Origin of the sequence: Mesorhizobium sp. B2-1-3, assembly GCF_006442495.1 — a bacterium.
Lineage (GTDB): Bacteria > Pseudomonadota > Alphaproteobacteria > Rhizobiales > Rhizobiaceae > Mesorhizobium.
Window position 1 is genome coordinate 138,938 of record NZ_VFWL01000008.1, and the last position, 26,315, is coordinate 165,252.

General features: G+C 63.9%; 28 protein-coding genes. 10 read left to right on the top strand and 18 right to left on the bottom strand.

Annotated elements, in window-relative coordinates:
• Positions 1–36: 36 nt before the first annotated feature.
• Entirely contained in the window at positions 37–936 is a 900-nt protein-coding gene (locus FJ973_RS15565; protein ID WP_140496254.1) for a LysR family transcriptional regulator, read from the bottom strand.
• Positions 937–1,621: 685 nt separating this feature from the next.
• On the opposite strand from FJ973_RS15565, the gene odc2 reads away from it, so the two are divergent.
• Both odc2 and FJ973_RS15575 read left to right on the top strand, forming a co-directional pair.
• A complete protein-coding gene (odc2, locus tag FJ973_RS15570; RefSeq protein WP_140513661.1) occupies positions 1,622–2,755 on the top strand; it encodes an ornithine/lysine decarboxylase in 1,134 nt (377 codons plus the stop codon).
• Between the two features lie 267 nt (positions 2,756–3,022).
• Entirely contained in the window at positions 3,023–3,580 is a 558-nt protein-coding gene (locus tag FJ973_RS15575; RefSeq protein ID WP_226880593.1) for an N-acetyltransferase, read from the top strand.
• Positions 3,581–3,663: 83 nt separating this feature from the next.
• Here the strand turns inward: FJ973_RS15575 and FJ973_RS15580 are convergent, their stop codons facing one another.
• The 5 genes from FJ973_RS15580 to FJ973_RS15600 all read right to left on the bottom strand — a co-directional run bounded on the left by FJ973_RS15580 (position 3,664) and on the right by FJ973_RS15600 (position 7,920).
• Entirely contained in the window at positions 3,664–3,948 is a 285-nt protein-coding gene (locus tag FJ973_RS15580; RefSeq protein ID WP_140556586.1) for an SCP2 sterol-binding domain-containing protein, read from the bottom strand.
• A 233-nt stretch (positions 3,949–4,181) separates the two neighbouring features.
• Entirely contained in the window at positions 4,182–4,703 is a 522-nt protein-coding gene (locus tag FJ973_RS15585; protein ID WP_140496251.1) for a hypothetical protein, read from the bottom strand.
• Positions 4,704–4,733: 30 nt separating this feature from the next.
• Positions 4,734–5,159 (bottom strand): hypothetical protein, encoded by a 426-nt coding sequence (locus FJ973_RS15590; RefSeq protein ID WP_140496250.1) that lies wholly within the window; start codon positions 5,157–5,159, stop codon positions 4,734–4,736.
• A gap of 13 nt (positions 5,160–5,172) precedes the next feature.
• Positions 5,173–5,772, bottom strand: a complete 600-nt coding sequence (locus FJ973_RS15595; protein ID WP_181170914.1) for a rod-binding protein — start codon at positions 5,770–5,772, stop codon at positions 5,173–5,175.
• Positions 5,773–5,946: 174 nt separating this feature from the next.
• A complete protein-coding gene (locus FJ973_RS15600; protein WP_140513658.1) occupies positions 5,947–7,920 on the bottom strand; it encodes a BTAD domain-containing putative transcriptional regulator in 1,974 nt (657 codons plus the stop codon).
• 151 nt (positions 7,921–8,071) lie between these two features.
• On the opposite strand from FJ973_RS15600, the gene FJ973_RS15605 reads away from it, so the two are divergent.
• The 3 genes from FJ973_RS15605 to FJ973_RS15615 all read left to right on the top strand — a co-directional run bounded on the left by FJ973_RS15605 (position 8,072) and on the right by FJ973_RS15615 (position 10,751).
• On the top strand, positions 8,072–9,070 hold the full coding sequence (locus FJ973_RS15605) for a DMT family transporter (protein ID WP_140556588.1): 999 nt from the start codon (positions 8,072–8,074) through the stop codon (positions 9,068–9,070).
• A gap of 111 nt (positions 9,071–9,181) precedes the next feature.
• Entirely contained in the window at positions 9,182–9,823 is a 642-nt protein-coding gene (locus FJ973_RS15610) for a hypothetical protein (protein WP_224681290.1), read from the top strand.
• Positions 9,824–9,857: 34 nt separating this feature from the next.
• Positions 9,858–10,751, top strand: coding sequence for a DUF1194 domain-containing protein (locus FJ973_RS15615; RefSeq protein WP_348642401.1), 894 nt, complete (start codon positions 9,858–9,860; stop codon positions 10,749–10,751).
• A gap of 177 nt (positions 10,752–10,928) precedes the next feature.
• Here FJ973_RS15615 and FJ973_RS15620 read toward each other — a convergent pair whose 3' ends face one another.
• Positions 10,929–11,723 carry an SDR family oxidoreductase gene (locus FJ973_RS15620; protein WP_140513655.1) on the bottom strand — a complete coding sequence of 265 codons (795 nt, stop codon included), beginning with the start codon at positions 11,721–11,723 and terminating at the stop codon, positions 10,929–10,931.
• 470 nt (positions 11,724–12,193) lie between these two features.
• Positions 12,194–12,772 (bottom strand): TetR/AcrR family transcriptional regulator, encoded by a 579-nt coding sequence (locus FJ973_RS15625; RefSeq protein ID WP_140496245.1) that lies wholly within the window; start codon positions 12,770–12,772, stop codon positions 12,194–12,196.
• 78 nt (positions 12,773–12,850) lie between these two features.
• Here FJ973_RS15625 and FJ973_RS15630 point away from each other — a divergent pair, with 78 nt between their 5' ends.
• Positions 12,851–13,213: a hypothetical protein gene (locus FJ973_RS15630; protein WP_140556592.1), complete on the top strand. Its 363-nt coding sequence runs from the start codon at positions 12,851–12,853 to the stop codon at positions 13,211–13,213.
• A gap of 90 nt (positions 13,214–13,303) precedes the next feature.
• Positions 13,304–13,762, top strand: a complete 459-nt coding sequence (locus FJ973_RS15635; RefSeq protein WP_140496243.1) for a nuclear transport factor 2 family protein — start codon at positions 13,304–13,306, stop codon at positions 13,760–13,762.
• A gap of 175 nt (positions 13,763–13,937) precedes the next feature.
• Here FJ973_RS15635 and FJ973_RS15640 read toward each other — a convergent pair whose 3' ends face one another.
• From FJ973_RS15640 to flhA, 3 genes are read right to left on the bottom strand one after another with little or no spacing between them, the layout of a single operon-like run.
• Positions 13,938–14,321, bottom strand: a complete 384-nt coding sequence (locus FJ973_RS15640; protein WP_140556594.1) for a hypothetical protein — start codon at positions 14,319–14,321, stop codon at positions 13,938–13,940.
• A 1-nt stretch (position 14,322) separates the two neighbouring features.
• Positions 14,323–15,075: a flagellar biosynthetic protein FliR gene (gene fliR / locus FJ973_RS15645; RefSeq protein WP_140496241.1), complete on the bottom strand. Its 753-nt coding sequence runs from the start codon at positions 15,073–15,075 to the stop codon at positions 14,323–14,325.
• Positions 15,072–17,159, bottom strand: coding sequence for a flagellar biosynthesis protein FlhA (gene flhA / locus FJ973_RS15650; protein WP_140556596.1), 2,088 nt, complete (start codon positions 17,157–17,159; stop codon positions 15,072–15,074). The genes fliR and flhA overlap by 4 nt, the downstream gene beginning before the upstream one ends.
• Positions 17,160–17,272: 113 nt before the next feature.
• Here flhA and FJ973_RS15655 point away from each other — a divergent pair, with 113 nt between their 5' ends.
• From FJ973_RS15655 to FJ973_RS15665, 3 genes are all read left to right on the top strand, one after another.
• Entirely contained in the window at positions 17,273–17,572 is a 300-nt protein-coding gene (locus FJ973_RS15655) for a putative quinol monooxygenase (RefSeq protein WP_140556597.1), read from the top strand.
• Positions 17,573–17,703: 131 nt separating this feature from the next.
• Positions 17,704–19,500, top strand: a complete 1,797-nt coding sequence (locus tag FJ973_RS15660) for a chloride channel protein (RefSeq protein ID WP_140556599.1) — start codon at positions 17,704–17,706, stop codon at positions 19,498–19,500.
• A gap of 96 nt (positions 19,501–19,596) precedes the next feature.
• A complete protein-coding gene (locus tag FJ973_RS15665; RefSeq protein WP_140522342.1) occupies positions 19,597–20,334 on the top strand; it encodes a DUF4336 domain-containing protein in 738 nt (245 codons plus the stop codon).
• Between the two features lie 53 nt (positions 20,335–20,387).
• On the opposite strand, the gene FJ973_RS15670 is transcribed toward FJ973_RS15665, so the two are convergent.
• The 7 genes from FJ973_RS15670 to flgK form a co-directional block, all read right to left on the bottom strand.
• Complete coding sequence (locus tag FJ973_RS15670) at positions 20,388–22,031, bottom strand: MFS transporter (RefSeq protein ID WP_140522340.1); 1,644 nt, start codon at positions 22,029–22,031, stop codon at positions 20,388–20,390.
• Positions 22,032–22,305: 274 nt separating this feature from the next.
• Positions 22,306–22,572, bottom strand: a complete 267-nt coding sequence (fliQ, locus tag FJ973_RS15675; protein ID WP_140496235.1) for a flagellar biosynthesis protein FliQ — start codon at positions 22,570–22,572, stop codon at positions 22,306–22,308.
• Between the two features lie 21 nt (positions 22,573–22,593).
• Positions 22,594–23,001 (bottom strand): flagellar hook assembly protein FlgD, encoded by a 408-nt coding sequence (gene flgD / locus FJ973_RS15680; protein ID WP_140496234.1) that lies wholly within the window; start codon positions 22,999–23,001, stop codon positions 22,594–22,596.
• Positions 23,001–23,441 carry a flagellar biosynthesis repressor FlbT gene (gene flbT / locus FJ973_RS15685; RefSeq protein ID WP_140496233.1) on the bottom strand — a complete coding sequence of 147 codons (441 nt, stop codon included), beginning with the start codon at positions 23,439–23,441 and terminating at the stop codon, positions 23,001–23,003. The genes flgD and flbT overlap by 1 nt, the downstream gene beginning before the upstream one ends.
• Positions 23,438–23,785 carry a flagellar biosynthesis regulator FlaF gene (gene flaF / locus FJ973_RS15690; protein WP_140496232.1) on the bottom strand — a complete coding sequence of 116 codons (348 nt, stop codon included), beginning with the start codon at positions 23,783–23,785 and terminating at the stop codon, positions 23,438–23,440. Before flaF ends, flbT begins: the two co-directional genes overlap by 4 nt.
• A 30-nt stretch (positions 23,786–23,815) precedes the next feature.
• Positions 23,816–24,859: a flagellar hook-associated family protein gene (locus FJ973_RS15695; protein WP_140496231.1), complete on the bottom strand. Its 1,044-nt coding sequence runs from the start codon at positions 24,857–24,859 to the stop codon at positions 23,816–23,818.
• A 3-nt stretch (positions 24,860–24,862) separates the two neighbouring features.
• Positions 24,863–26,314, bottom strand: a complete 1,452-nt coding sequence (flgK, locus tag FJ973_RS15700) for a flagellar hook-associated protein FlgK (protein WP_140556601.1) — start codon at positions 26,312–26,314, stop codon at positions 24,863–24,865.
• Between the last annotated feature and the right edge of the window lies 1 nt (position 26,315).

A 26,315-nucleotide genomic window follows, 5' to 3' on the forward strand; every position in this document is an offset into this window, starting at 1 on the left:
GGGGCGAAAATGGGACCGCGCCGCAATTGAAGGCGGTCATGCGGTTTCGCGCGTCCTGAACCACTGGACCAGGAAATCGACGAAGACACGCACCTTGGCGGGCAAATAGCGCCGGTGCGGATAGACGGCGAAAATGCCGGCACCCGACAGGGTGCGGTCATCCAGCACCGTCACCAGCCGGCCGCTCGCAATATCCGGCACGGCGATGAAATCCGGCAGGATGGCAAATCCCAACCCCGACAGGGCAGCAGCCCGTGCCGCCATCGGGCTGTTGACTTCGATCGGGCCGGAGACCGAGACGCTCACCGTATCCTCGCCGTCTCCCTTGAATTGCCAGTTGTTCAAGCCGCGGCCATTGGTGTCGACGATGCAGGGCATGCGGCCGAGATCCTGCGCCCGTACCGGCATGCCATGTTTTGCGATGAGTTCGGGAGATGCGCACAGCCGCGTCGAGAACGGCGCCAGACGCCTGGCGATCAGCGACGAGTTCTCCAGGCGCGAGATGCGCACCGCGAGATCGAAGCCTTCCTCGACGAGGTCGACGAAGCGGTCGTCCAGCTGGATGTCGAGCACGATGTCGGGATATTGCTTGGCGAAGTCGATCAGCGACTGGCCGATCGGCGCGTCGGCGAAGGTGCGCGGCGCAGACAGCTTGATCCTGCCGCGCACATCGCCGGAGGATTCGCGCACGGCGTCGGCAAGACTGTCGACCTCGCGCACGATCTCGGAGGCGCGGCGATAATAGGTGTGGCCGGCCTCGGTCATCGAGAACTGGCGGGTGGTGCGGTTGAGCAGCAGCGCGCCGAGCTCGTCCTCCAGCTCGCGCACATATTTCGACAGCAGCGCCTTGGAGCGGCCGATCTTGCGCGCCGCCGCCGAAAAGCCCTCGGCCTCGACCACGTCGATGAAGGCGCGCATGCGGGTCAGTGTGTCCATGAATCAGGCCTTTCGTGCGGCATCGAGATTTCGGCCGAGCCGTATCAGGGCAATGTCGCCGCCGGAAGGGCCAGCGACAGGCCCGACCACCGATAGCTTGCGAGGGTGCCGAAGGGCGTCGAGAGGGGCGTGCGTGCCTGTCATCGTTCGATATCCGGATACGGTGAAACCAACATTGTTCGATGCCGGAATTTTTACAACCTGCGATACGATTTTTATTGATTGTGAATCTCTCTGCCCCTATATCGCGCTTGCCCAAAGTCGCACGTGCCTGTGGGTGTCCGCCGACCCTCTGAATGGTGAGGGAAATCGGTAAGGTAACTGGAGCCAACCCCTCCAGTCGGTTTAGCGGCCAACCGCCAGACCGAGGACACCTTGAAGCAACGACGGTGCGGGCCTTTCTGGTTCTCTGCCGGTTGTCCAAAGACCGGGGTTACTGAAGAGGCACACCATCATTGCCGGCAGTGCGGAACGGGGTTCTCCCAGTCCAAGCCAAGGCAGACAAAGCGAACCGAAGCCGGGCAAGGCCAAGGTTCATCGCCGCGAGACGGCGTTTCATGGTTCCGGGGTCTCCACCGGCTGGTTCCATGGATTTCCGTCCCGCCTTTGTCCACCGCGTGTTCGCGAGGCCGACAGCCCGCGTCCGCACCCTTGTGCGCGCCGAAAGGCGTGATGGAGAAACCCGATGGCCACGCAGCGCATCCTCGACTTCCTCGCCACCCGACGTCCGACCGGTCCTTGCCTCGTCGTCGACCTTGATGTCGTGCGCGACAATTTCCGCGCCTTCGAGAAGGCGCTGCCCGATTCCAGGATCTACTATGCGGTGAAAGCAAACCCGGCGCCGGAAATCCTGCGCCTCCTTGCTGCGATGGGCTCGTCCTTCGACACCGCTTCCGTTGCCGAAGTCGAGATGGCGATGGACGCCGGTGCGCCGGCGGACCGCATCTCCTTCGGCAACACCATCAAGAAGGAGCGCGACATCGCGCGCGCCTACCAGCTCGGTATCAAGCTGTTCGCCGTCGATTGCGTCGAGGAGGTCGAGAAGATCGCCCGCGCCGCTCCAGGCGCCCGCGTGTTCTGCCGCGTGCTGACCGATGGCGAGGGCGCCGAATGGCCGCTGTCGCGCAAGTTCGGCTGCGTGCCTGCGATGGCTGTCGACGTGCTGCGCCATGCCAAGGCGCTCGGGCTCGACGCCTATGGCGTGTCGTTCCATGTCGGCTCGCAGCAGACCGACCTGACGGCCTGGGATCGCGCGCTGGCCGACGCCAAGACCGTGTTTTCGACGCTCGCCGAGGAAGGCATCGTCTTGAAGATGGTCAATATGGGCGGCGGCTTCCCGACGCGCTACCTGCGCGACGTGCCGGCGGCCCAGGCTTACGGCCAGGCCATCTTCTCGGCGCTGCGCAAGCATTTCGGCAACGCCATTCCCGAGACCATCATCGAGCCGGGCCGCGGCATGGTCGGCAATGCCGGCGTCATCAAGTCGGAAGTCGTGCTGATCTCGAAGAAGGCGGACAACGACAATGTGCGCTGGGTGTTCCTCGACATCGGCAAATTCGGCGGCCTGGCCGAGACGATGGACGAGGCGATCCGCTATCCCCTAGTGACCGCGCATGACGGCACGGAAACCGCGCCTTGCGTGCTCGCCGGCCCGACCTGCGATTCGGCGGACGTGATGTATGAGAAGACGCCCTATCCGCTGCCTCTGTCGCTGACCATCGGCGACGAGGTGCTGATCGAAGGCACCGGGGCCTACACGACCACCTATTCGGCGGTCGCCTTCAACGGCTTCGAGCCTCTCCGATCCTACGTGATCTGACGGTTCGAAAGAACCGTCGGATCATCCCAGGTGGGCGTTTGTCGCCCATCCGGGCTCGCCTGTGGAACAGTCTCCGCTCGTGAATGGATCGCGGAAATGGACATTGCAAATTTCGTTGTCGAAGGCGCTGCGCGCGACATCTCCCCTTCAGAGGTGGAGATGGTCACGAACTGGCCGGAGGGGTTTGTCTCAGCCGCCTCGACGTCTCTTGGACCGCATGGGGCTAGCGCTTCACGCGCGGCGAACCCCTCTGTCGCCTTCGGCGACATCTCCCCCTCGAGGGGGGAGAGTGCCCGTGCTTTCGCCATCGTTGCCGAAACGCCTGATGACATCGCGGCGCGCGAGGCGTTGCTCGATGCCGCCATGGGGCCGAAGCGCAAGACGAAGTCGTCGGAGAAGCTGCGGCGGGGCCGGCGGCCCTCGGAAGGCCTGGCTTTCGTCGCGCGCGACGCATCGGGCGCCGTGATGGGCACGGTGCGGCTCTGGGACGTCACGCTGGGCGAGGGCGGTCCGGCAGCACTGTTGCTTGGGCCCCTGGCGGTCGCTCCTTCGCTCAAGAGTGCCGGCATCGGCTCGGCGCTGATGCGCCATGCGGTCGCCGAAGCCGCGCGTCTCGGCCACGCGGCGATCCTGCTGGTCGGCGACGCGCCCTATTACGGCCGCTTCGGCTTCTCAGCCGCAAAGACCGGTTCGCTGGCTATGCCGGGCCCGTATGAGCGGCATCGGCTGCTCGCGGTGGAACTGGTGGAGGGCGCGCTCGACGGCGTCCATGGCACGCTGAAGGCCGCGGGGCGCAAGCTGAAGGCGCCGACGCTGGCGGCCTGAGGCGCTGAGCCCCAAACGAACGAAAAACGCCGCCCGAAACGGCGGCGTTTTCGTCCCGAGAACAGTCTCGGCGGTCTTCTGTCTCAGCCGATCAACTGGCTGAGCGCCATGGCGACAGACATGTCGCCTTCGACCTTTATCTTGCCGGTCATGAACGCCATGGTCGGGTTGAGATCGCCCGATATCAGCGAGTCCAGATCGTCGAGCGAGAGCTTGATGGTGCAGTCGGCGGGGCCGTCGGCGGTCGAGACATCGGCGCCGTCGATGACGATGACGCCGTCGCCGCCGGTGTCGAATTTCACGGAACGATCGAACCCGCTGCTGGCCACGCGCGACCTGATCTTGTCGGCAATCTCCTGAACGCTCACGCTATTCTCCTGTCTGGTTGCATCTGCCTGTTCGGTTGCATCTGCTTATCTGGTTGCATCTGTCGCGCCACGGCATGATCCGCCCGAGACCCATGCATCTTCGCGGTCACGGTCGCTGCCGCATATAGCTTTGGATTGACGTTTACGTCAACGCGAATTGCAGGGCCTGGTTCCTATCGCCGCACCGGGCGAGGGACCGGATCACCGTGCCTGGCCAGTGGCATGCCGGGGGCTCAATGCGACTTGAAGGCCTTGGTCATCTCGGACGCCGTGGCGCCGGCTTCCTGCCGGCGGCGCAGCCAATTGTCGCGTATCTCATCCTTGCTCAGGAAATTGACCTGATCGACCAGAACCTCATGCACCAGTGTGGCGCCGACGCGTGTGTTGACGGTATCGCGGATCGCGGCGCGGAAGGCGTCGAGATCGATCGTCTCCTTCTTGGTGAAGTCGATCTGCGGATTGGAATAGAGGTAGGAATAGACCTGATCGGTGATCAGCGCCTCGGCCGGGATCGACAGTTTCTTGATCTGCTCGGGTTCGACCGTGTAGACCAACTTGGTCAGGAAATAGCCGTCGATCCTGGCGTTGCGGATCAGCGGCACCGAGATGACCTCGGTCTTGACGTAGTCCAGCCCGCCCAGCATCGGCTTCGGCTTTTCGCCGACGCCGCGTTCGCCGGCGGCCTGGAACGAATAGAACACCGCGCCGAGGGTGGCGACGCAGATCCAGACCGCGATGGCGATGACCTTGACCATTCAGGCACCCGAGCCGGCGACCACCGCGCGCTAACCGCGCGCCCGGCCGAATTCGCCGGCGGAATAAGTGCCATCGGTTTCGGCGCGCTGGATGGCGGTGCGCAACAGGCCTGCGACCTCGTTGACGGCGCTCAGATGCGCCAGGATCGCCGCCTCGTTCTTCGCAAGCTTCTGGCGAAGCCGGACAAGGCCTTCGCGGTGCTGTTCGAGGAACTCGGCTTCGCTGCCGCCGCGCATGGCACGGGTCAGTTCATAGAGATAGCGGCTCTTGCGCGCGTTCGATGCCTTGAGGTCGTAGCCGGTGTCGCTGCGCAGCCCGGCCGTCTCTTGCTCGACGACTTCCTCGATGCGGCCGATGATGGCGGCAAGGTTTCCGGGCCGCGCGAGTGCGACCGGGGCTTCCGATGTGGCCGTGCGCGCCGGCAGGTTGGCGGTGAATTCCGAAAAGTCGGCCATGGCGTTTCCCAGTCTAGATCTTGATGTCTGTCTTTGTGGTCGTTTCATCGCCGGTCATGGACCTGGCGGCCTTGCGCTGCAGCTCCTGGACGAGCGAGGTGGACAGACGGCTCTGCCGGTCGATCTCGGTCTTTTCAGGCCCGCCGGAGACCGGGCCGATCGGCACCTTGCGCTTGCCTTCGAGATAATGGTCGGCGAGCAGCGACTTGGCGATGCCGATGCCACCACGCTCGGCCATGACGTCGGCGACGCGCTCGGCGAGCTGCGATTTCCATATGTCGCCGGCCAGGCCCTTGCCGTACACGCCCTCGGTGTCCTTGGGCATCATGTTCTGGATGAAGGTCTGGAGCACCATGGCTTCGAATTTCTTGAACTTCTTGGATGGATCGGCCGCCATGGCCTGGTCGGCGGTGGCGCGCGACAGCATCGTCCCGGCCGAAGCGGCCTCGACCGAAAAGCTGCCGGCAACGCCGCCCGCATGCCTGGTCAGTGCGGCGCGCGCGGCCGCGAGATCCGCCGGCTCGGCTGCTCGGACAACATCCATCACGATGTCGCTGGGTGGAGAGATCGCCAAGAAAGTCCGCCTTTTATCGGTTTTCCTTGGCCAGACCATGCCTCAACAAGCTTGTGGCAGGCTTGCGGGCGGAGGAAGGAAGGCCAGGGTTCTCTGTATCCAGCCGCGTAGCCAGATTTTCAACAACGCATGTCGCGTAAAAAGTGGCTTCCGGTTTTGGGAGAACGACCTGCAGAAAGCGTCTCGCCCGAATCCGTTCGAACGCGAGGGGCTTCAGGACGGGGGAAGACCGGCCCTCGACAGCATTTCAAGGAACCGGGAATGGTGATGATCCTTCACATAGCGCGGCACAAAGCCAGGGCAGACATTGCTCAGATTGAGATGCGGAAGTTGTGACAGGCAATGATGGATGGCCCGCGACGCTTCATCGCGATTGCCGGTTGCGGCCGCGGCTGCGGCCCAATAAAGCGCGCCACGAACGAAGCCCGGCTTTGTCCTGACCACCTTGCGCGCGACCTCGAGCGCCCGCTGATCGTCTCCGCCGGCAAACAGCGCCATAACGAGCCCGTGGTGACGCCAGTAGTCGATGACGTCATGGGTTCCCAGCCGGATCGCCTCGTTCGCCTCGCGCACGGCTTCGCTGACCTGCCCGCGCAGCGCGAAGAGCATCGCAATATCGCCGTGGCCGCTCGGATAATTTGGGTTGAGGCTGATCGCGTGCCGGCATTCGACGATCGCCTCGTCGATACGACCGCAACTTTCGAGAGCAAATGACAAGATGCACCGGGCAATTTCATCGTCCGGCACCGCCCGCACCGCGGCCTCGGCAAGCGCCAGCGTATACTCGATATTGCCCTGCTCGCGGGGCAGCGCGCCAAACGCGATGCCCATGGAAATCATGATCGAGAGCGTCCGCTTCGCACGGGCGTTGTCGGGCCCTGTCGAGAGCGCCTTCGTCGCAAGTTCCATCCCGACCAGCAGCGAGTCGTGGGTCATCTCAAAATATTTCATGAGCGCCTCGTTCACCAACCTGCGCACTTCAGGGGGACCAGGCGGACTCTTGTCGCGGACCTTCCAGTTGGTCAGTTGAAGTTCGAGGATCACCGCCAGAACGACGGACTGGGCGATCCTGTCCTGGAATTCGAGCGCATTCTCGGACTGGCCGTCGAACTTCTGGGCCCAGACATGATGACCGCCGACGGCATCGACAAGCTGGATATTCACCCTCAACCCATTGCCGGATCTCTGGATGCTGCCGCTGAGCACATATTGTGCCCGCAGCGCTCCCGGCGCGTTACCTTCTTGGCGCAGGCCGACCTTATCTGTCGGGGGAACCGCGGAGAGCACGACATAGTCGGCCACCTCGGAAAGGGCTGTCGTGATGTCCTGGACCAGTCCCTTGGAGAAAAAATTGTCGCCTTGTTTTCCGGTCAGATTGGTGAAGTCGGCAACGCCAATGGAGGGGTGTCCGAGGCGATGGCTGGCCGCAACACCACTTGCCGACGGTGCGTGTGACGCCGTGTCGGAAGCAAGCAGCAGGGACTGCCATAGTGCCCGCGTCTCAGGGCCGGCTTCGACGCCGAACTCCTTCTTCAGCATGCTTCTGCAAGCCTCGTATGTCCTGAGCGCCTTGTCGCGTTGACCACAAGCAAGGAGCAATTCCATCTTGAGCCGATAGGATTCTTCCCGCGCCGGATCCATAGCGAGGACGCGATCGGCCAGGACGAGGCCCGCTTCAGCGTCGACGAGGCGAGCCAGTTTCTCGAACGATTCAAGCGCACGACCGAGCAACCTGTCGCGTTCCGACGCGACCCAGTCGTCGAAGCCATTGCTTCCCACATGGAGACCGTCGAGGAACGGGCCGGTGTAGTTCGCCAGAGCCTTTTCGAGTTCCTGCGCGGAGCGGGCCGATAAACCCGTCTCGAACTCCTCCACATCGACCCGGAACGCCTCTGGCCTGAGGTGGATCAACTCTCCGGTGGAATGGATAAGATCGACACCCGAGAGATCGCGGCGCAGGACGCTGAGGGTTTGGCGAAGACTGTTGCGCGAATGTTCGCCATCGCTGTCGCCCCATAGCAGGTCAGCCAGTTTCTCCCGCGTTGCTGCCATGCCCGGACATCGGGCCAGATAAGCAACGATTGCCGGGCCGCGTTTCCCGACCAGTCGAAGCGGGCCAGTTGTTTCAATACGGAAGCCGCCGAAGAGTGAGATTCTATTTGCAGCGCCGCCGTCGTCACTTTGCATCTGCTGCCTCAGCCTGACGAAATTCTAACGCAAATCTAACGTTCCGCAATCGTCCGTCACCGCGCTTCAAGCGCTCCCGTGACGGCAGGTCATTTAGACTTCGCTAAATTAGGCGGCCAAGTCAACGCAATGCTTGGTTCAAGGGGGGCGCGTGTCCAGAACAAGAGCCAATTTGCTGCTGCTCCTTGCAGCCGCATTGTGGGGCTTCGGCAACGTCTCGCAAAAGACGGTGCTGGTCCATCTCGACGCCATGAGCGCGGTAAGTCTGCGTTGCCTGATCGGCGGGCTGCTGGTGCTGCCCTTTGTCTTGACCGAAAGGCGAGTGGCGATCGGGGCGGGCTATTTTCCGAGCCTGGCCAGGGTGGGCGCGCTGTTCGCCATCTCCATCACGCTTCAGCAGCTTTGCTATGTCGGAGCCTCGGTCACCAATGCAAGCTTTCTGGTGAGCACGGCAACCGTAATGACACCATTGGCCGCCTGGTTGCTCGTCGGCGAGCGTCCGACAGCGGGCCTCACGATCGCTGCCGGGCTGACCCTGGTCGGAGCCCTACTTTTGTCGGATGGGATCGGCGGCCTCGGCAGCGGCGATCTCACCGCCATCCTGTCGGCTGCCTGCTATGCGCTCTGGGCGGTCGAGCTCGGCCGGCACATGCAGGCCCATGCGCGGCCGTTCACCGCCGCCGCGGCACAATTTCTCGGCGCCGCAGTCTTCGCCCTGCCGCTCGGGGCAATGCAAGGCAACCTGTCGCTGGCCGCCGCATTCGCAGCCGGTCCGGAATTGGCGATACTCGGCGTCTTCTCCACCGCGGTAGCCTTCGGCATACAGACGGTTGCCCTCCGCTTCACGCCGGCCAGCCACGCCGCCGTGATCGTCAGTGCCGAAAGCGTCTTCGGGGCGCTGGGCGCGGCGATCTTTCTGGGCGAGCGGAGTTCGTGGCCGGGCGCCTTGGGAGCAGCGATCATTCTCGGTGCGATCCTTTCCGTGGCACGATCGAACCGAGCGCCGCAGGCACGTGAGTCCTTGCGGACCGCTTCGAACCAACGCTTCGACATTGCCCCTGCCTTCGCGACAGCGCCGGCAAGCGGGGCAGGCGAACGCCGCGTCAACAGTTCAGGTCCGGTGGAGGAATGCGATGACCACTGCCGCTGATGCGACCGTCGCCGTGTCGATCGCGGCCGGACAGGCCGCGGGGGCGCTGTGATGAACGGGTGGACAGTCCTTCTTCCGCTCACACATTTGAGATCGGCCCTTGGTGCCCGCATGAAGGGACCCGGCGGCTATTACAACAGTGGCAACGCGCTTGGCCTCGTCGTAGGTCTTGCAACCCAAATTGCGGCCGCGCCAGTCGGCCAGCATGAGGAAAGCGCCATCATCGCGGCGGTGATGGACTATTTCGCGGGCAGCCATGGCACTGTTGCGCTCACCTTGGCTACCCTCGTCTTTTTCTGCGGCGGCGAAGCCTACCACCGGGCTTGGGCAAAGCCGGATGTTCCCGATCCCACCCTCAATCGTCTGGGCGACTTCCTCTCGGGACTAGGCGCAATCGGGCTCGGCATCGCGCTCTTGCTGCTCGGCGACCCGCTGCTTGCGGCGACCTCCGGCCTGCTGCATGCGCTCGGCAAGTTCGGCAGCACCTTTCACAGCCCGGGTAGGCGGGTTCCGGTGTGGCCGACCGCCTGGCCCGATCCGTTCCGCAGTGCGGTTCTCGCCAGCAGGTTGCCGGCAGTGGTGGCGACAACCGTCGCCCTCGGCCAGGCTTTGCCGGCGGTCTGGTCGGGCGAGTCCTTCGCGGCGCTCATCATGCCGCTGACGTTACTCGGCTGTTATCTCTTGTGGACCAAGGCCGATCTGCTGCTGTTCGGCGTTGGGTCCAAGGTCCCTCGTCAAATTTCCACATGTTGAAAATGGGCGGCTTTGACAACGATCGGTTGTCGAGATGGAGAATGGCATGTTTACAGATATGTATCAGGACGCCGGTCCTTCTTCTGGAGCGGCCTCCTTTCGCGGGCGGGTGCAGTGGATAGGCGGGGCCAATCTTTTTTCGCCCACAAAGCCATCGGGAAGGGGGCTGGCAAAGCGCGCCAATTCACTCCTGAGACTGGCGGGGATACTTGCAGCTTCTGCGTTCTGGAATCTCCCGGCGCATGCAGCGAATGTCGACGTCGCCATCGTGTTCGCGGTCGACTTCTCGGCATCGATTGATCCAAAGATCGCCGATCTGCAACGCGAGGGACATGCCGCGGCACTCACTTCGCCCGAGATCATCGCCGCCATCGGCCGGAATTACGTCGGCTGCATCGGCGTGGCCTACTTTGAATGGTCGAGCCCCGGACACGCACGCACCATACTGCCGTGGACAAGCATTTGCGGACTGGAAGACGCAAGAGCGGCGGCGGCGGAGATCAGCAGGAAAGGGGATACCGGCGTCATCCGCCGGGGGCGAGCCGGAACATCGGTTTCCTCGGCTATCGACATTGGCAGTCTTCTGCTGGACCAGTTTCCTGGAAATGCCGCCAAGAAAGTCATCGATATCTCTTCCAACGGTGAGAACAACGACGGACTTCCTGTTCAGCCGAGCAGGCTGAACGCCATTGCCAAGGGGTATACGATCAACGCGATCGCCATTCCCACCGAAGGCGACGATCCCGGCAATTCGCTGGCATCCTATTTTGCCAAATCGGTCATTGGCGGCTCCCAGGCCTTCGTCATGACGCCGAAAGGGCCAAACGACTACAGCACGGCGCTTCGCCGCAAGCTGGTCACGGAAGTAAGCATGAACAACGAAGGGCAATTCCCGCAATCGGCGGACGGGCGCTCTTCTCAACCCTAATTCCGGACAGTGGCGCATTGCTGCACGTCCGCGTAAGGGCCGAGAGCAGACGGCGGCTCCTGGCATCGATCCACGGCCGCTCGTCGATCTTGACCTCTGAGTCACCCGAGCCGGCGCCGATTTGAGGCCGGCTCAGCCGCGGCGACCCTCATGCCACCGCGGCGGTGGGAGCGCGGCTCATCCGATCGAGCGGAGCACACCACCGTCGACGCGCAACGCGGCGCCGGTGGTCGCCGAGGCCTGCTCGGAGCAGGTGTAGACGACCATGTTCGCGACTTCCTCGGTTGTCGCGAACCGGTTGATGAGCGTGGTCGGACGCAGCGATTTCAGGAAATTATGCTCGGCGTCCGTTTGCGTGATGCCCTGCTCCTTCGCGGTGGCCTTCATCCAGCCGCCGAGAATCTCGGAGTCGGTCGGCCCCGGCAGGACAGCGTTGACCGTGACGCCGGTGCCACCGACAAGTTCGGCCAGCCCGCGCGACACGGCCAGCAACGCGGTCTTGGTCATGCCGTAGTCGATCATCTCCTTGGGGATGGCGAGCGCGGACTCGCTGCTGATGAAGACGACCCGTCCCCACCCGCGCTCGACCATACCCGGCATATAGTGGCGCGCGGCGCGCACGCCGCTCATCACGTTGAGCTGGAAGAGGTCGAGCCATGCGGCGTCGTCCTGCTCGAAGAAGCCATTGGGACGCGCAGTGCCCACATTGTTGACGAGGATGTCGGCATCCGGCGCCTGTGCCGCGAGCGCCGCCGAGCCCTCGGCTGTCGCGAGATCGGCGGCAATGCCGGTGAGGTCGGCGCCAGGCAGCAGCGCGCGCAGTTCCCGGAGCGTCGCGGCGACCCGCTCTTCAGTACGTCCATTGACGACGACGGCGGAGCCTGCGCGCGCCAGCCCTTCGGCGATCGCGCGACCGATGCCGGCGGTCGATCCGGTGACGATGGCCTTTCGGCCCTTGAGTTCGATGTTCATGCCCTTGATCTCCGATTATAGGTGGCCGGACGACCGGACGGATGGCCCGGAGGTCAGCTGATGCCGCTCAGCTAGATAAGCCGCGCGAGCGCACGCAGGCGTTCCGATGCTAGTGCCGAAGGATGCCGAGCCCGGGCTCTTGCCACGGACACCGCCATTTCCTGGTGGGCGAACATACGGGCCAGCGCCTGGCCAACAGCCCCAAATCTATGATCGAATAGCTCATCGCAATTCTCCTTCGGGGGGCGGACGCATCGCCGCTGCCTCACGCCAAGAGGTAGGCGTGCCCAAGCGCGCCATGCAGTCGGAAGATACGCATTACGGTGGTGCGAAATTGCACCGGAGGCTTCACCTGACGACGCGAACTTCTCCATGATCGACTGGGACGGTATCCGTTACTTCCTCGCAGTCGCGCGCGACGGTTCGGTCCGAGCGGCGAGCAATGGATCAGGCGCCGCTGCCCGCATGGTTCAGATGGCGACTGTTTCGCGAACCTGATCGGCCGCCGCATCCAGAAAAGCCTGCGCGAGGTCCGGGTCGTTGACCACCCGCGAGAGCATGACCGCGCCGACCATTGTCGAGAGAACGGCCATTGCCTTGTCGCCGGCCTTTTCGCTGTCGTCCTCGCCAACCCAACTGCCGAGCATCTCGAGGTACTCCTTGATGCCGGCCTCGAATGAGGCCTTTACCTCGGCGCCTTGCCTGGCCGCATCCGAGCCGAGCGCGACGACCGGGCAGCCGTCCATCTTTTCCGCGCGATGATCCATACTGAGGTAGAATGAGATCACCCCGTCGAGCGGTTTCCCAGGGTTTGCCGCTGTCGCGGCCGACCACTTGTCGGTGGCGCTTTCCATCGCGCGCCTGGATGCCTGCGCCGCCAGGTCGTCCTTTGACTCGAACTGCTTGTAAAAGGCGCCCTGGGTCAGCCCGGCGCCCTTCATCAGATCCTTGAGGCCAATGCCGTCAAAGCCTCGCTCCCGAAAAAGGCGGCTTGCCACATTGATCACGGTTTCGCGGTTTTCCGCGGCCTGAGTGCGACTTACGCGCATCGCCATCTCCTTTTAGATTGCATTCGTAATCTATACACTATATAGAGGTCGAACGCAATCCAAAAAAGGAGATATGAGATGATCCGCAAAACCCTGAGTGCGTCCGTTCTGGCCGCGATGTTTCTTGCGAAACCGGCTTTTGCCGAGGAAGCGACCATCGGACGCCCGATCGAAGCTGCCAGCCTGCACGAGGGACAGCTCGACATGGTGGTCTACTACGTCCCGGTCAACGGCGACCTGCTGGAGGTCACCGCCACCCTCGCGCCGAAGATCGGAGGTGATCCGCTGCGCTTCGTCATGGGCCTTGCTGACGGCGACTCCGTGGCCTTTTCCATGCCGGGCCATCAGGATTCGCTTTATGCGTTCTCAAGGTCGGGCGAGGAGGTCACGATCTCGACCGAGACCGACACATACCTGCGAGCCGACGCGACAATGCGCTGACGCGCAGACCCTGCATGGTGTCGGCTGCGTCCGAACAGCTTGCCACAGGTGCCTTCGATCGCGCTACCGAATGAGTTGGAGGAGAGTGATATGCTATATAGTTATTTTGTCGAGAAATCGATCCGAAAGAGCTTCGATGACGTCAACAATCATCGCTGGGATGCGGCGGTGAAAGCACTCGCGCCGCATGTCCATCATCGGGTTGGCGGCGCCCACGCGCTTGGTGGAGAGCGCCACGACAAGGAAGCCCTGCGCCGCTGGTTTGAACGCCTCGGCCGTGTTCTGCCCACCCTCCGTCTCAGGGTCAATCACATCTGGGTGGAGGGCTGGCCGTGGCATACCACTGTGTTTGCCCAGTGGGATGGCACCGCGACCCTGCTTAACGGCGACACGTCGTACATCAACCGAGGTCTCCACGTGTTTACCCTGCGGTGGGGCAGGGTCCATGCGCTGGAGGAATTTTACGATTCACAGGCAGCGGCTCGCGGTCTTGCCGTCCAAGCGGCAGCTGGCCTCGAGGAAGCTGCCGCCGAGCAGATAACAAGCTAGCTGAAACGTCGCCTTTTCACGATCCTCCGCAATGCGGAGGCTCGGCACATTCTTCGACAGGCTGTACGGGCGGCTTCTGGGTAGACGCGAAATTGCATCCATAGCCCGTACGAGGCGCAAAGCGGTCATCCAGGATTCCGCTGCGAAGGCTTGCTTTGCGTCCAGACCTCCTCCTCTACTCCTGTCTCCGCTTCTGCGCGATCAAATCGAGGCGTTCGCGGTCGGAGCGTTCGCGTTCGTCGCGATTGCGCACGTCCTTGTAGGCGCGCTCGACCATGTTGGTGCGCGCGGTTGCCGACGCGACGAGGCAGGCTTCCTTCCTGGCGCTTTCGAGGTTCGCCTCCTGGCGCACGACGGCCTGGGCGATGCGGCGGTGGTAGAGATCGGGGAAAAGGCCGGAGAGGGAATTGTCCCTATCGAAATGCTCGACCAGTTCCTTGGCCTCGGCTTCGGCGGCATTTGCGGCGGCGAGGAGGGTGGCGTGGCGCGTCTCGTGCAGCGCCTTCAACTGTTCCTGAACCTTGACCAGCTTCTTCAGGCGGTCCTTGCGCGTGCTCATGTCACCTCGCCAGCGTCAGGTCGACAAAGCCGTCGACGAACAGCGACAGCATGGAGCCGACGGCGAAATAGAAGATGAGCATGCCGCCGGCGATGACGAAGGGCTGAGAGATGAAATAGATCGGGATCTGCGGCGTCAGCTTGTTGACGAAGCCGATCGTCAGGTTGACGAGAATGGCATAGGCGACGAAAGGGCTGCCGAGGCGGATGACCAGGAAGAAGGTGTCCGACACCGTGTCGGCGACATCGACCAGTGCCGCCTGCGGGTTGAAGAAGACGTTGACCGGCGCGACCGTATAGGACGTCACCAGCGCGCGTATGATCTCATGGTCGAAGTCGAAGACGAACAGCAGCAGCAGTGCCGAGAACGAGATCATGGCGGCGAGCGCCGCCTGCGGTTCGGGCTCCTCGATCGCTGGCCCGCCCGAGCCGCCATAGCCGATCAGCATGGCGATGGCCGACCCCATGAAGCGCAGGGCTTCCATGTAGAGCCTGGTCATGGCGCCGATCAGGCCGCCGACCAGGAGTTCGGAAACGATCATCGGCACCAGGATCTGCGGACGCGGGTCGACGAAGGGAAAGATCTTGTCCCACAGGAAGGCGAGCAGGCCGCCAGTGGCGGCGACCGCAACGAACAGCCTGACCTGCACCGGGATGCGGGCGCTGGACAGGCCGGGCATCAGCATGAAGCAGGCGCCGATGCGGCAGAAGGCGAGGAACGCCGCGATGACGACCGCTTGCGAGAGAACGCTCACGATATCGTCCCGAGCACCCTGATCTCGACGCCCTTGGCGATTTCGACATGCGAGAGCACCGGCAGCGTGGTGAACAGCCGCTCGATGATCATGCGCACATAGGGGCGCGCGTCGGGCGCGGTGACGAGGACGAAACGCTCGCCGGCTTCGAGGAATTTCTTGATCGCCTTGGTGGCGTCCTGGCCGAATTCTTCCAGCTGGCGCGGATCGATATCGAACTCGCGCACCTCGCCCTTGGCGTCGCGCTTGAGGCTCTGGTGGAAGGCGAGGTCCCAGCGGTTGCCGAGACGCAACACCTTGAGCACGCCGCCCTCCGAAAGATCGCCGCAGATCTGCTGCGCCATGCGGATGCGGACATGCTCGACGATCTGCTCGGTGCGGCGCACATGCGGCGCGATCTCGGCGATGGCCTCGATGATCAGGTGCAGGTTGCGGATCGAGACACGCTCGGCCAGCAGCAGCTTCAACACTGCCTGCAGGCCGGGATAGGAGATGTGCGTGGTGCAGATCTCGTCGGCGAGCTTGCGGTATTCCTGATCCTGGCGCTCGAGCAGCGCCTTCATGTCCTTGTAGGACAGAAGCTGCGGCAGGTTGTTGCGGATGACCTCGGAGAGATGGGTGAGCAGCACCGACATGTTGTCGGCAAAGGTGTAGTTCTCGCGCTTCAGATCCTCGGCGAATGTTTCCATGACGGAATAGGCACGCATGCCGAAGGCCGGTTCGCGGATCTCCTCGCCCGGAATTTCGGGAACGTCGCGGTTGCCGAGCAGCACCATGATCTCCCCGACGCGCATCGAATATTCGGCGACCACCGTTCCGTGCACCTTGATCTGATAGCTTTTCGGCGGGATGGCGAAATCGTCGGCGACGCGCACTTCGGGCACGACGAAGCCATATTGCTGGGCGAACTTCTTGCGCATCTTGGCCATGCGGAAGACCAGCTCCTGATGCGAGACCAGCAGCCGGGTCGAAAGCTGCTTGCCGATCAGAAGCTCGATCTCGGCGGTGGCGAGCGAGGCCTTGACCGAGTTCTTCTCTTCCTCGGCCTTGGTCGCCTTCTCCTGGTTCTTCAGCGCCTCGGCCTCGGCCATGGCCCGGTTGTGGCGCATCGGAATGACATAGCCGAGGCCGGCCATGCCGCCGGCGAGCGCGAAGAAGGGGAAGAAGGGCAGGCCTGGCATCACCCCGAGCAGCACCAGCAGCGCCGCCGCCACATAGAGCGCGCGCGGATGCGCGCCGAGCTGCCCGAACACGGCCTGGTTCGTCGAACCGCGCGTACCGCCCTTGGAAACCAGCAGGCCGGCGGCGAGCGAGACGATGAGCGCCGGGATCTGGGTGACCAGACCGTCGCCGACCGACAGCTTGATGAACACGTCGGCGGCCTCGCCCATGCCCATGCCGTGCCTGATATAGCCGATGGCGATGCCGCCGACGATGTTGATGGCGGTGATGATGAGGCCGGCGATGGCGTCGCCGCGGACGAATTTCGAGGCGCCGTCCATCGAGCCGAAGAAGGAGGATTCCTCTTCCAGCTCGCGGCGGCGCAACTGCGCTGTCTTGTCGTCGATCATGCCGGCGGAGAGGTCGGCGTCGATCGACATCTGCTTGCCGGGGATGGCATCGAGGGTGAAACGGGCGCCGACCTCGGCGATACGGGTGGCGCCCTTGGTGATGACGATGAAGTTCACCACGATCAGGATCATGAAGACGATCAGGCCGATGACGAAATCGCTGGCCATGACCAGTTTGGAGAAGCCGGCGATGACGTAGCCGGCTGCATGCGTGCCTTCATTGCCGTGCGACAGGATCATGCGCGTGGTGGCGATGTTAAGCGATAGCCGCAGCATGGTAGCGATGAGCAGTACGGTCGGAAACGAGGAGAAGTCGAGCGGCCGCTGGATCCACAGTGCCACCATCAGGATCAGCACCGAAAGGGCGATCGAGAAGGCAAGGCCGACGTCGATGAGAAAGGCCGGGATCGGCAGGAACAGCACGGCCAGGATGATGACGATGCCCAGCGCGAAGAAGACGTCGCGACCGTTCTTGGCCACGGCGCCGGGCTGGATGCTTTCGCTTATCGCCATTCTAGTCCTCGAAAACCGTGGGCTGCCGAGCATGCGACAGCCCGGCGAGGGTAGCTGGCCAAGCTTGCGCGAGGGTGGGAGAGTGGCCTGCCCAACCATCGAAAGGAAATCTCATGCTGCTGGTCATCGGCACGGTTCGTCTGCCACCCGACAAGCTCGAACAGGCAAGGCCAGCGATGGAACGCATGGTTGTCGCCAGCCGTGCCGAGCCCGGTTGCCTCGCATACTCCTATGCGCAGGATGTCCTCGATGCCGGGTTGATCCGGGTCACGGAAGTCTGGAGTGACAGGGCGGCGCTCGACGCACATTTCGCCGCGCCACACCTTGTGGACTGGCGCGCAAGCTGGCCGGCGCTCGGCATCGGCGAGCGCAATCTCGTGCTCTACGAGGCCGGCGACCCGAAGCCGACCTGACCGTCGGCGGCCGGACGGGCTCCGCTCCAAACGGCTCGCGGGCGCCGTCATTGTGGTTGCCATGCGGTACCGCTCGGCGTATCAGCACGGCAGTCTTTTCAATGCCTTGCTGATGTCGGCGAGCCGCTCCGGTGCTTACCAAAAACCAATCGCCCAGGAATCAACCGCAAGTCTACGCCCGCCGGCTGCGCGCGGTGCTCATCAATTCGATCCCGCTGCTCGAAGCGCGAGGCATAGCGGTTGTCGTCCTTGCCGGCATCATCGGCGTCATGGCGGGCATACTGGTCACCGCGATGAGCCAGATCGTGCAGGACCTGCACGGGCTGTTGTTCGGCGTACAGCCCGGCGGCCGGCTTTCCGGCATGTTCTCGCTCGCCCACCCCATGCAGGCCCTGATCCCGGCGATCGGTGGCATCCTGCTCGGGCTGACGGTGATCTGGCTGAGAAAGCGGAGATTTCGCACGCCTGTCGACCCGATCGAGGCCAACGCGCTCTATGGCGGTCGCATGTCGCTGACCGATACGTTCATCATCGCCGGCCAGACCATGATCTCCAGCGGTTTCGGCGCCTCTGTCGGGCTGGAGGCCGGCTATACGCAGGTCGGTTCCGGCCTGGCTTCGCGGCTGGCGCGGCTGTTCAAGCTGCGCCGCAACGATGTCCGCATCCTGGTCGGCTGCGGCGCCGCCGGCGCCATCGCGGCGGCTTTCGACGCGCCGCTGACCGGCGCTTTCTATGGTTTCGAACTGGTCATCGGCATCTATTCGGTCGCCAATGTGGTGCCTGTCATGACCGCGGCGATCTCCGCCTCGCTCACCGCCGAGATGTTCGGCGGCGTGCCGTTCCCGCTGGAGCTTGCGGGCCTGCCGGCACTCACGGCCAGCCAGTACGTGCCCTTCCTGCTGCTCGGACTGCTTGGCGGGGCCGCCTCGATCGCCATCATGCATCTGGTGACGCTGGTCGAGCGCGCCTTTGCCAAACTGTCGGTCGATGCCTCGCTGCGTCCCGTCATCGGCGGCGTCATCGTCGGCCTGCTTGGGCTGGTCACGCCGCAGGTGCTGTCGAGCGGCCATGGCGCGCTGCATCGCGAATTCGCCATGAACTATGGGCTGAGCGTGGTGGCCAGCGTCTTCGTGCTGAAGCTGGCGGCTTCCGCGATCTCGCTGGGTTCGGGGTTTCGCGGCGGACTGTTCTTCGCTTCGCTGTTTCTTGGCGCCCTGCTCGGCAAGGCATTCGCCGACGTGATGGCCTTCGTCTCGCCGTCGACCGGCATCGATCCCGCCGTCGCTGCCGTTGTCGGCATGACATCGCTGGCGGTCGGCGTCGTCGGCGGGCCGCTGACGATGACGTTCCTGGCGCTGGAATCGACCCGCGACCTGACGCTAACCGGCGTCGTCCTGGCGGCCTCGATCATGGCGGCGATCCTGGTGCGCGAGACCTTCGGCTACTCCTTCTCGACGTGGCGCTTTCATCTGCGCGGCGAAACGATCCGCAGCGCCCATGACGTCGGCTGGATGCGCAGCCTGACCGTCGGCTCGATGATGCGCAAGGACATCAAGACCATCAATGCCGACACGACGCTTGCGGCCTTCCGCAAGCAGGTACCGCTGGGCTCGGCCCAGCGCGTCATCGCCGTCGACGCGGGTGACCAGTATGTCGGCGTGCTGATCGTTGCCGAACTGCACAGCGACCTGTCCGACGGCGAGACGGCGGTGCGCGACCTCGCGCAATACAAGGATGCCGTCCTGGTGCCGAGCATGAACGTGCAGTCGGCCGCCGAGACCTTCCAGCGGGCCGGCGCCGAGGAGTTGGCCGTGGTCGAGGATTTCACCGACCACATCGTGCTCGGACTGCTGACCGAGGGCCATCTGATGCGGCGCTATGCCGAGGAGCTGGAAAAAGCGCGCCGGGACTTGTCGGGCGAAGGGTAGGTCGGGCGAAGGTAGGCTGCCGAGCCGGCCCGGCTGAACTCGTGCAAGGCGAAGCTGCCGTGGCCAAGCTTGTTCTCCACCCTACATCAGCAGACCATGGCCGACCGCACACCATATCCGCCGCTCAACACGTTAAAGCTGGTTTCGAAGGACATCTGGATCGTGGATGGCCCGGTCATCCGCTTCGGCATGCCTTGGCCGAAAATGCGGTTTCCGACGCGGATGACCGTCATCCGCGTCAACGATGGCGATTTGTTCGTCCATTCACCCACCTTGCTGACAGAGAGCCTCGAGGCCGAGATCGCTGGATTGGGCAAGGTCCGCTACATCATCGGGCCGAACCGGATCCACTATTGGTGGATTCCGATGTGGCGCAGGGCCTTTGCGGATGCGGGCATCTGGCTGGCACCGCGGATTCGCGAGCAGGCGGGCGACAGGATCGATTTCGAGGCGAACGAGCTTGGTGCCGAGAGCGGCTACCCGTGGGACGATGACCTCAAGTCGCTGCCGGTGGAAGGCAGCTTCATGACAGAGATGGTTTTCTTCCATTCCGTCAGCCGAACATTGATCCTGACAGACCTGATCGAGAACTTCGAACCGCGGAAGCTGGGCTGGCCGTGGCGCTGGCTTGCCAGGGCGGCTGGTGTCGTTGATCCGGATGGCAAGACGCCGCGCGATTTGCGATTGACCTTCCCCAGGGGGCAACTCAAGGCGGCAGTCGAAAAGATGATAGAATGGAATCCGGAACGCGTGATCATGGCGCACGGCCGTTGGTACGAACACGATGGCGTCGCCGAACTGAAGCGCGCGTTCCGCTGGCTGGGTCCGCTCTAACGCTTTGTCTGATGCGAGCCCGGACGAAAACGTCTTCGCGCTTTCCTGCACTCCTAATGCTCGATCGGCCCCTTTGCCATGACCAGCGCCGTGCCCGCGGTTGTCGGGCGCTCGATCACGCGGCGCACCCGCGGCGGCTCGTCGCCGCTGTGCAGTGCCCGCAGGCGCTCGCCGACCATGGCGTCGGCTTGGGTGATGCGGCCGTTGTGCCTGACATATTCGAGCCAGGTCGGCGTGTGGTAGTGCTCGATCCAGATCGCCGGATTTTCGAGATCGCGCGCCAGCGTCCAGTTGCGGGCACCGTCGCGGCGGCGGATGCGGCCGCGCTCGGCCATGGTGGCGAGGAACTCCGGCACGTCCTCGTCGCGGATGATGTATTCGATCATGATGGCGATGGGGCCGCTGCGCGGCTTCAGGTCGAGCGCGAGGTGCGGCTCCTTGAAGCGGTTGAGCGGATCGAGGTTCAGCACCTGCTGCTGCGGCAGCGGCAGCACGAGGCCGATGGCGCCGCCAGCCAGCATGGCGATGGCCGCCGCGATCAGCGCTGTCCCGGCGCCATGCGCGTCGGCGACGATGCCCCAGATCCAGCTGCCGAGCGCGATGCCGCCGAAGGTCGCGGTCTGATAGACCGACAGCACCCGGCCGACGACCCAGCGCGGCGTTGCCATCTGCACGGTGACGTTGAAGTGCGAAAGCGCGATCACCCAGCACGCGCCGCCGACCAGCAGGCCGAGCGATGTCTGCCAGGCGTTGTGGCTGACGGCGGCATTGAAGGCGCAGACGGCGAAGCCGGCGAAGGCCGAGCGCACCATGGTCTCGCTGGACAAAAGCTGGCGCAGCCGCACGCTGATCAGCGCGCCGCCGACCGCGCCGATGCCGAAGGCGCCCAGCATGATGCCATAGGTCAAGGCATCGCCCTTGACGACGTCGCGCGCCACCAGCGGCAGGAGCGCCAGCACCGCGCCGGCACTGAAGCCGAAGGCGGAGCCCCTGACCAGCACCTTGCCGATGTTGGGCGACATGGCGACATAGCGCAGGCCTGCGCCCATGGCCGCGCCAAGCGATTCGCGCGGCAGCGTCGATGGCTGAACCTGCGGCTTCCAGCGCGCCAGCACGACGATGAGACCGATATAGCTCACCGCGTTGGCCGCGAAGGCGGCCGCCGCCCCGGCTGCGGCGACGATGATGCCGCCGATCGCCGGACCGACGCTGCGGGTCAGGTTGAAGCCCATCGAGTTCAACGCGACGGCGGCCGGCACCTTGTTGCGGGGCACGATGTCGCCGACGGAGGCTTGCCAGGACGGGCTGTTCAGGGCCGTGCCGCTGTCGATCAGGAAGGTGAAGGCAAGCAGCGTCCACGGCGTCATCAGGCCGGAATAGGTGAACAGGGTCAGAAGCACCGAGACGACCAGCATGAAGGTCTGGGCGACCAGCATAACCTTGCGCCGGTCGAAGCTGTCGGCGATGGCGCCGGCGACGAGCGCGAACAGCATGATCGGCAAGGTGGTCGAGGCTTGGACCAGCGCGACCTGATAGGGCGAGGTGGCGATCGTGGTCATCATCCAGGCGGCGCCGACGCCCTGGATGAGGCCGCCGAAATTCGACACGAGGCTGGCCGACCACACGGCGCGGAAGATGCCGTGCCGGAACGGCGCCAGCGCCGAAACGCTCTCGCTCTCCGGCTTTTCGTCAATCATAGGAAAGGCCCTGCCATGGCTTGCCGATCGTTGCGGTGATCCGTTTCCCCGGATGGTTTGCCGAAACTATGGCATCGTGCCGCAAAGAGCGACCGTCTCGAAAAAAAGATCATGGTCCAACAAGGGGATAGAGGAGGACCACGCAACCGTGCGGCTTTGCTTCGACGCCGCGCCGCGGGTGCAGCCCTATGCCATACACGGTCCGCATCGGCGACAGCAGGCTGCTGCCGGCAAGTCGTCGGGACAGAACGGGCCGGCTCGCCGCAAGCTGCGGCTAGAACCCGTTTTCAATGCGCTCGAAGACGACGTTGGTGAAGGCCGATATCTGGCTGCCGATGAAGGGACCGGTCAGCGCCGCCACGAGCATGATGGCGACGATCTTCGGCACGAAGGTTAAGGTGATCTCCTGGACCTGCGTCAGGGCCTGGATCAAGGCGATGCCGATACCCACCGCCATGGCGACCAGTACCACCGGCGCGGATGCGGTCAGCACCGTCCACACCGCGTACTGGACGATGTCGAGTGCGTCGGCCTCGTTCATGGGATCGGCCTGCCGGAGCCGTCAGCTTGCCGCCTTGACCGAGACGCCGGGGCCGACCGCGATCTCGGTGCCGTTGCCCAGCACGGCGATGAGGCCGCTGCTGGCAAGGCGCACGGACGCGACGGTGCCCGTCGTGTTGCCGTCGGCGGACGTTATCGAGCGCCCGATCAGCGCATCGGCCTGCGACAGCGCCGAGGACTGCATGATCTGGTCCAGCTTGGTATTGGTCTGCACAGACTGCTCGACCTGCGAGAAGGTGGCGAGCTGGGCGACGTACTGTGTCGAATCCATCGGCTTGGTCGGATCCTGGTTCTTCATCTCGGCGATCAGAAGCTTCAGGAAGGACTGGTAGTCGACAGCGGTCTTGGAGGTCTGCTGGCTGGCCTGATTGGCGCCAACCGGTATCGTCGTCGTCATGTCCACGGTCATCAGCGTGCTCCCACAGCCAGCGGACGCGAGGCGCCCGGAACGTCGTCATTGCCGCCAAGCGCGCGGCGTTCGAGCGGATAGAGCGACCTGATCGCCTTTAGCGCCTCGTAGATGTGATCCTCGCCGACCATGCGGTCGATCTGTTTCAACGCACTGCCGATCTCGGCGTCCTCGAAACTTGCAAGCAGCAGCGGCAGGGAGCGGCGGAACATTTCGCGCGCCTCGCCGGCGCCGGCCGGATTCATGAGCATCACCTGGAGGATGAAATACAGCTGCTTGAGCGGCGTCGAGGCGTCATCGGCCTGGATCACATGGCTTTCGAGCAGGAACTGCACGTCGTTCATCAGTTCGACGGTGACCTTGCGGTCGACGCGGATGACGGCACCGTTGATGTAGATCTTCTCGTTCGGCTTCAGCGATATCTTCAGCGTGTTGGTCATTGAATGCCGTCGCGGATGATCTGGGATACCTCGATCAGTCCCTCGAAATTCTGGGTGCGGCCCTGGCGGATGTCTTCCGCCTCGCGCAGCAGCCAAAGGCCGATCGAAATCAGGTTGGCGCGCAGTTCCTTGGGAAGCGCGTTGTCGTTGGAGCCGAGATCCTCGACAAAGGCGGTCCAGACGCGGTTGGTGAAATGCAGCGCCTCCACTGCCTCCATCGAAGCGGGGCCAAGGGCGGCGGCCGCCGCCAGCATGTCGATCGAGCGGGTCAACAGCTCCCGTTCACGGTCCTTCGCATCGGCGACAGAGGTGCTCTGGATGTCGGCGTAGGAGAATTGGTACATCGTTGGCTCTACCGTTCCGGTTCAGAGTTGTCAGGTCAGGTAATTCAACAGGCTGAGCTGCTGGAGCCGCGCCGTCAATGCGAAGGAGGTCTCGATGTGCTGCGTCAGGTCGGCGACGCGGGTCGCGGCTTCGGCCGGGTCGACCGCTTCAAGATCGAGAATGTGGCGCTCGAACAGGTCGACCTGTGTCTTCATGCGGTCGACAGCGTCGGACACGCGCTTCTGGACGATGCCGGTTTCGGACTGAACCTGGCCGATGCCGCTCAGCGCTTCGCCAACCAGCGACTGCGAGCGGCCGACGATGGTATCCTTCGCCGCCTGGCTGATGTTGGTCGACATCAGGCTGGAGACCATGGCCGCCGCCATGGCGAGCTTCTTGATACCGTCGCTGTTGGCGCTGGTCGAGGTCGCGGTGGTTTCGTTGAGCGCGATGCGGCTGACGATCTGCTGGTCGGTGGCGTTCGACCAGTTGGCCTGCCAGCCCGAACCGAAGAACTGCGGCTCGACGTCGTTGGTGATGAAATCGTCCATCTGGGCCGCGGTAATGTTTGCCGCGGCGGGGTCATCCGGCGTGAAACCGAAATTGGCGACGAAGGAGGCGTCGAAGGCAGCCTTGGCGGGTGATCCGGCCGCGGTGAAATCGTTGATCGGCTTGACGTCGGTGTTGGTGCCGGCAAACAGATACTCGCCGTTGACGCTGGTGTTGAGGATCGAGGCGAGCTGCTGGACGGCTGTCTTGCCGGCCGACTGGGTGAGGTTGGCGGAGGAATCGCCCGACGTCGAGGTGGTCAGGCTCGACAGCAAGGTCTGCGCGACGCTGGAGAGCTGGCCGAGCGAGGTCTGCGTCGAGGAGAGCCGGGCGGCCACCAGGCCGTTGGAATCGATAATGACATTGAGCCGGTCGAGATCGCGCGAGAAGGTTACGGACTGGGCGGTGCGTCCGCCCAGTGCCAGGCCGACATCGGCGACCCTGCCGGTCGAGGACTCCTTCGTGGCTTTGACGAGTTCGGCCTGCATGCGCATCTGCTGATAACGCATGGCGTTCGAGAGGGCGGCCGAAGAGACTGAGGTCATGGATTATCCCACCGCGCTGAGCAGAGCCGCCAACATGTCGTCGACGGTTTTCATCATTCGGGCCGATGCCTGATAGGTATGTTCGAGATCGAGAAGCAGTGACATTTCCTGGTCGACATTGACGCCGGTCGCGTTGGACAGCGCCTCGGCGCTGCGCGACGCCAGGGCTTGCTTGGCGTCGGCTGCGGTCGACGCCTGCTGGCGCACGCCCTGGAGCCAACCGATCGAATTGGCGGCATAATCGGCAACGCTCGACGTCGCCGAAATCCCGGCGGCGGGGTCGAATGTCATCGGCTGATCGAGCCGGTCGCCATAGGCGACCAGAAGGCTGGAATAAGAGGCGCCGCCAGTGTTGACGACATAGGCCGCGCCGTTGGCGCCGCCGTCGCGCAGCAGTGCTGGATTGCCGCCGACACTTGGATCCATGGCGGCATTGACGCTGATCGTGCCGGCAAGGCCATTGACCAGCGTGCCAGCGGCCGGCACCGCCGGCGCGCCCGACCAGGTGAACAGCCCGGCGGCGTTGGGCATTGACGGCGCGGTCTCGGCGAAGGCCGTGATCAGGCCGCGCGCGGTCTCGTCGAGCTGGCTCTGCATGGTCGAGGCTACGCCATCGCGCAATTGCAGCAAACCGGCAAGCTCGCCGCTGGCGCTGGTGTTGCCGCCGGTTCCCGCCGAGATCGGCACATTATCGATGTAGAGTGCGTTGCCGACGGTACCGGCGCTGTAGCCGGAGGACGGGGCGAAGCTGACCGTGCGCGGGATGGTTTCGAACAGCGTCGTGCCGTCACCCGTGGTGATGACCATGTCATTGTCGCCGCGCGTGAAGGTCGAAACCGGAACATAGTCCGAGATCTTCTTCAAAAGCGCGTCGCGCTGGTCCAGCGCATCGGAAACGTCGGTGCCGGAGCGCGTGCCTGATATGACAGCCTTGTTGGCATCCTGGAACTGGCTGAGCAGCGAGTTGAGATCGTCTACCGCGGTGGCGATCTGGCCGTCGGTCTGGGTGCGAAAGTCCTGAATGGCCCTGGAGCCTTCGTTCAGGGAGCGCACGACCTGCTTGGCCGCGTCGATAACGCTGGAGCCGAGATTCTGGTTGGACGGCGAGGTGGCATAGAGCTGCAGCGCCTGCTGCAAATTGCCGATCGCGGTCGAGGGAGAGGACGCATTGTCGACGCCATTGACCGAAACATCCAGCTGATCCAGGCCGCTATAGAGCGCGTTCTGGCCGCTGTATGCCGACAGGGCGCTGAGATTCTGGCGGAAGAGCAGGTCGTTGGCTACGCGCTGGATGTCAACCGAGCGCGCGCCCGGCGCCGTGCTGGTGACGACGGCGATACGGCGCGTATAGTCCGGACTGGAAGCGTCGGCGACGTTGCGCGAGACAACGCTGGTCTGCCGAGCGGTGTTCATCAGCGCCGATTGGGCGATGCTCAATGCGGTGGAAAGCGACATG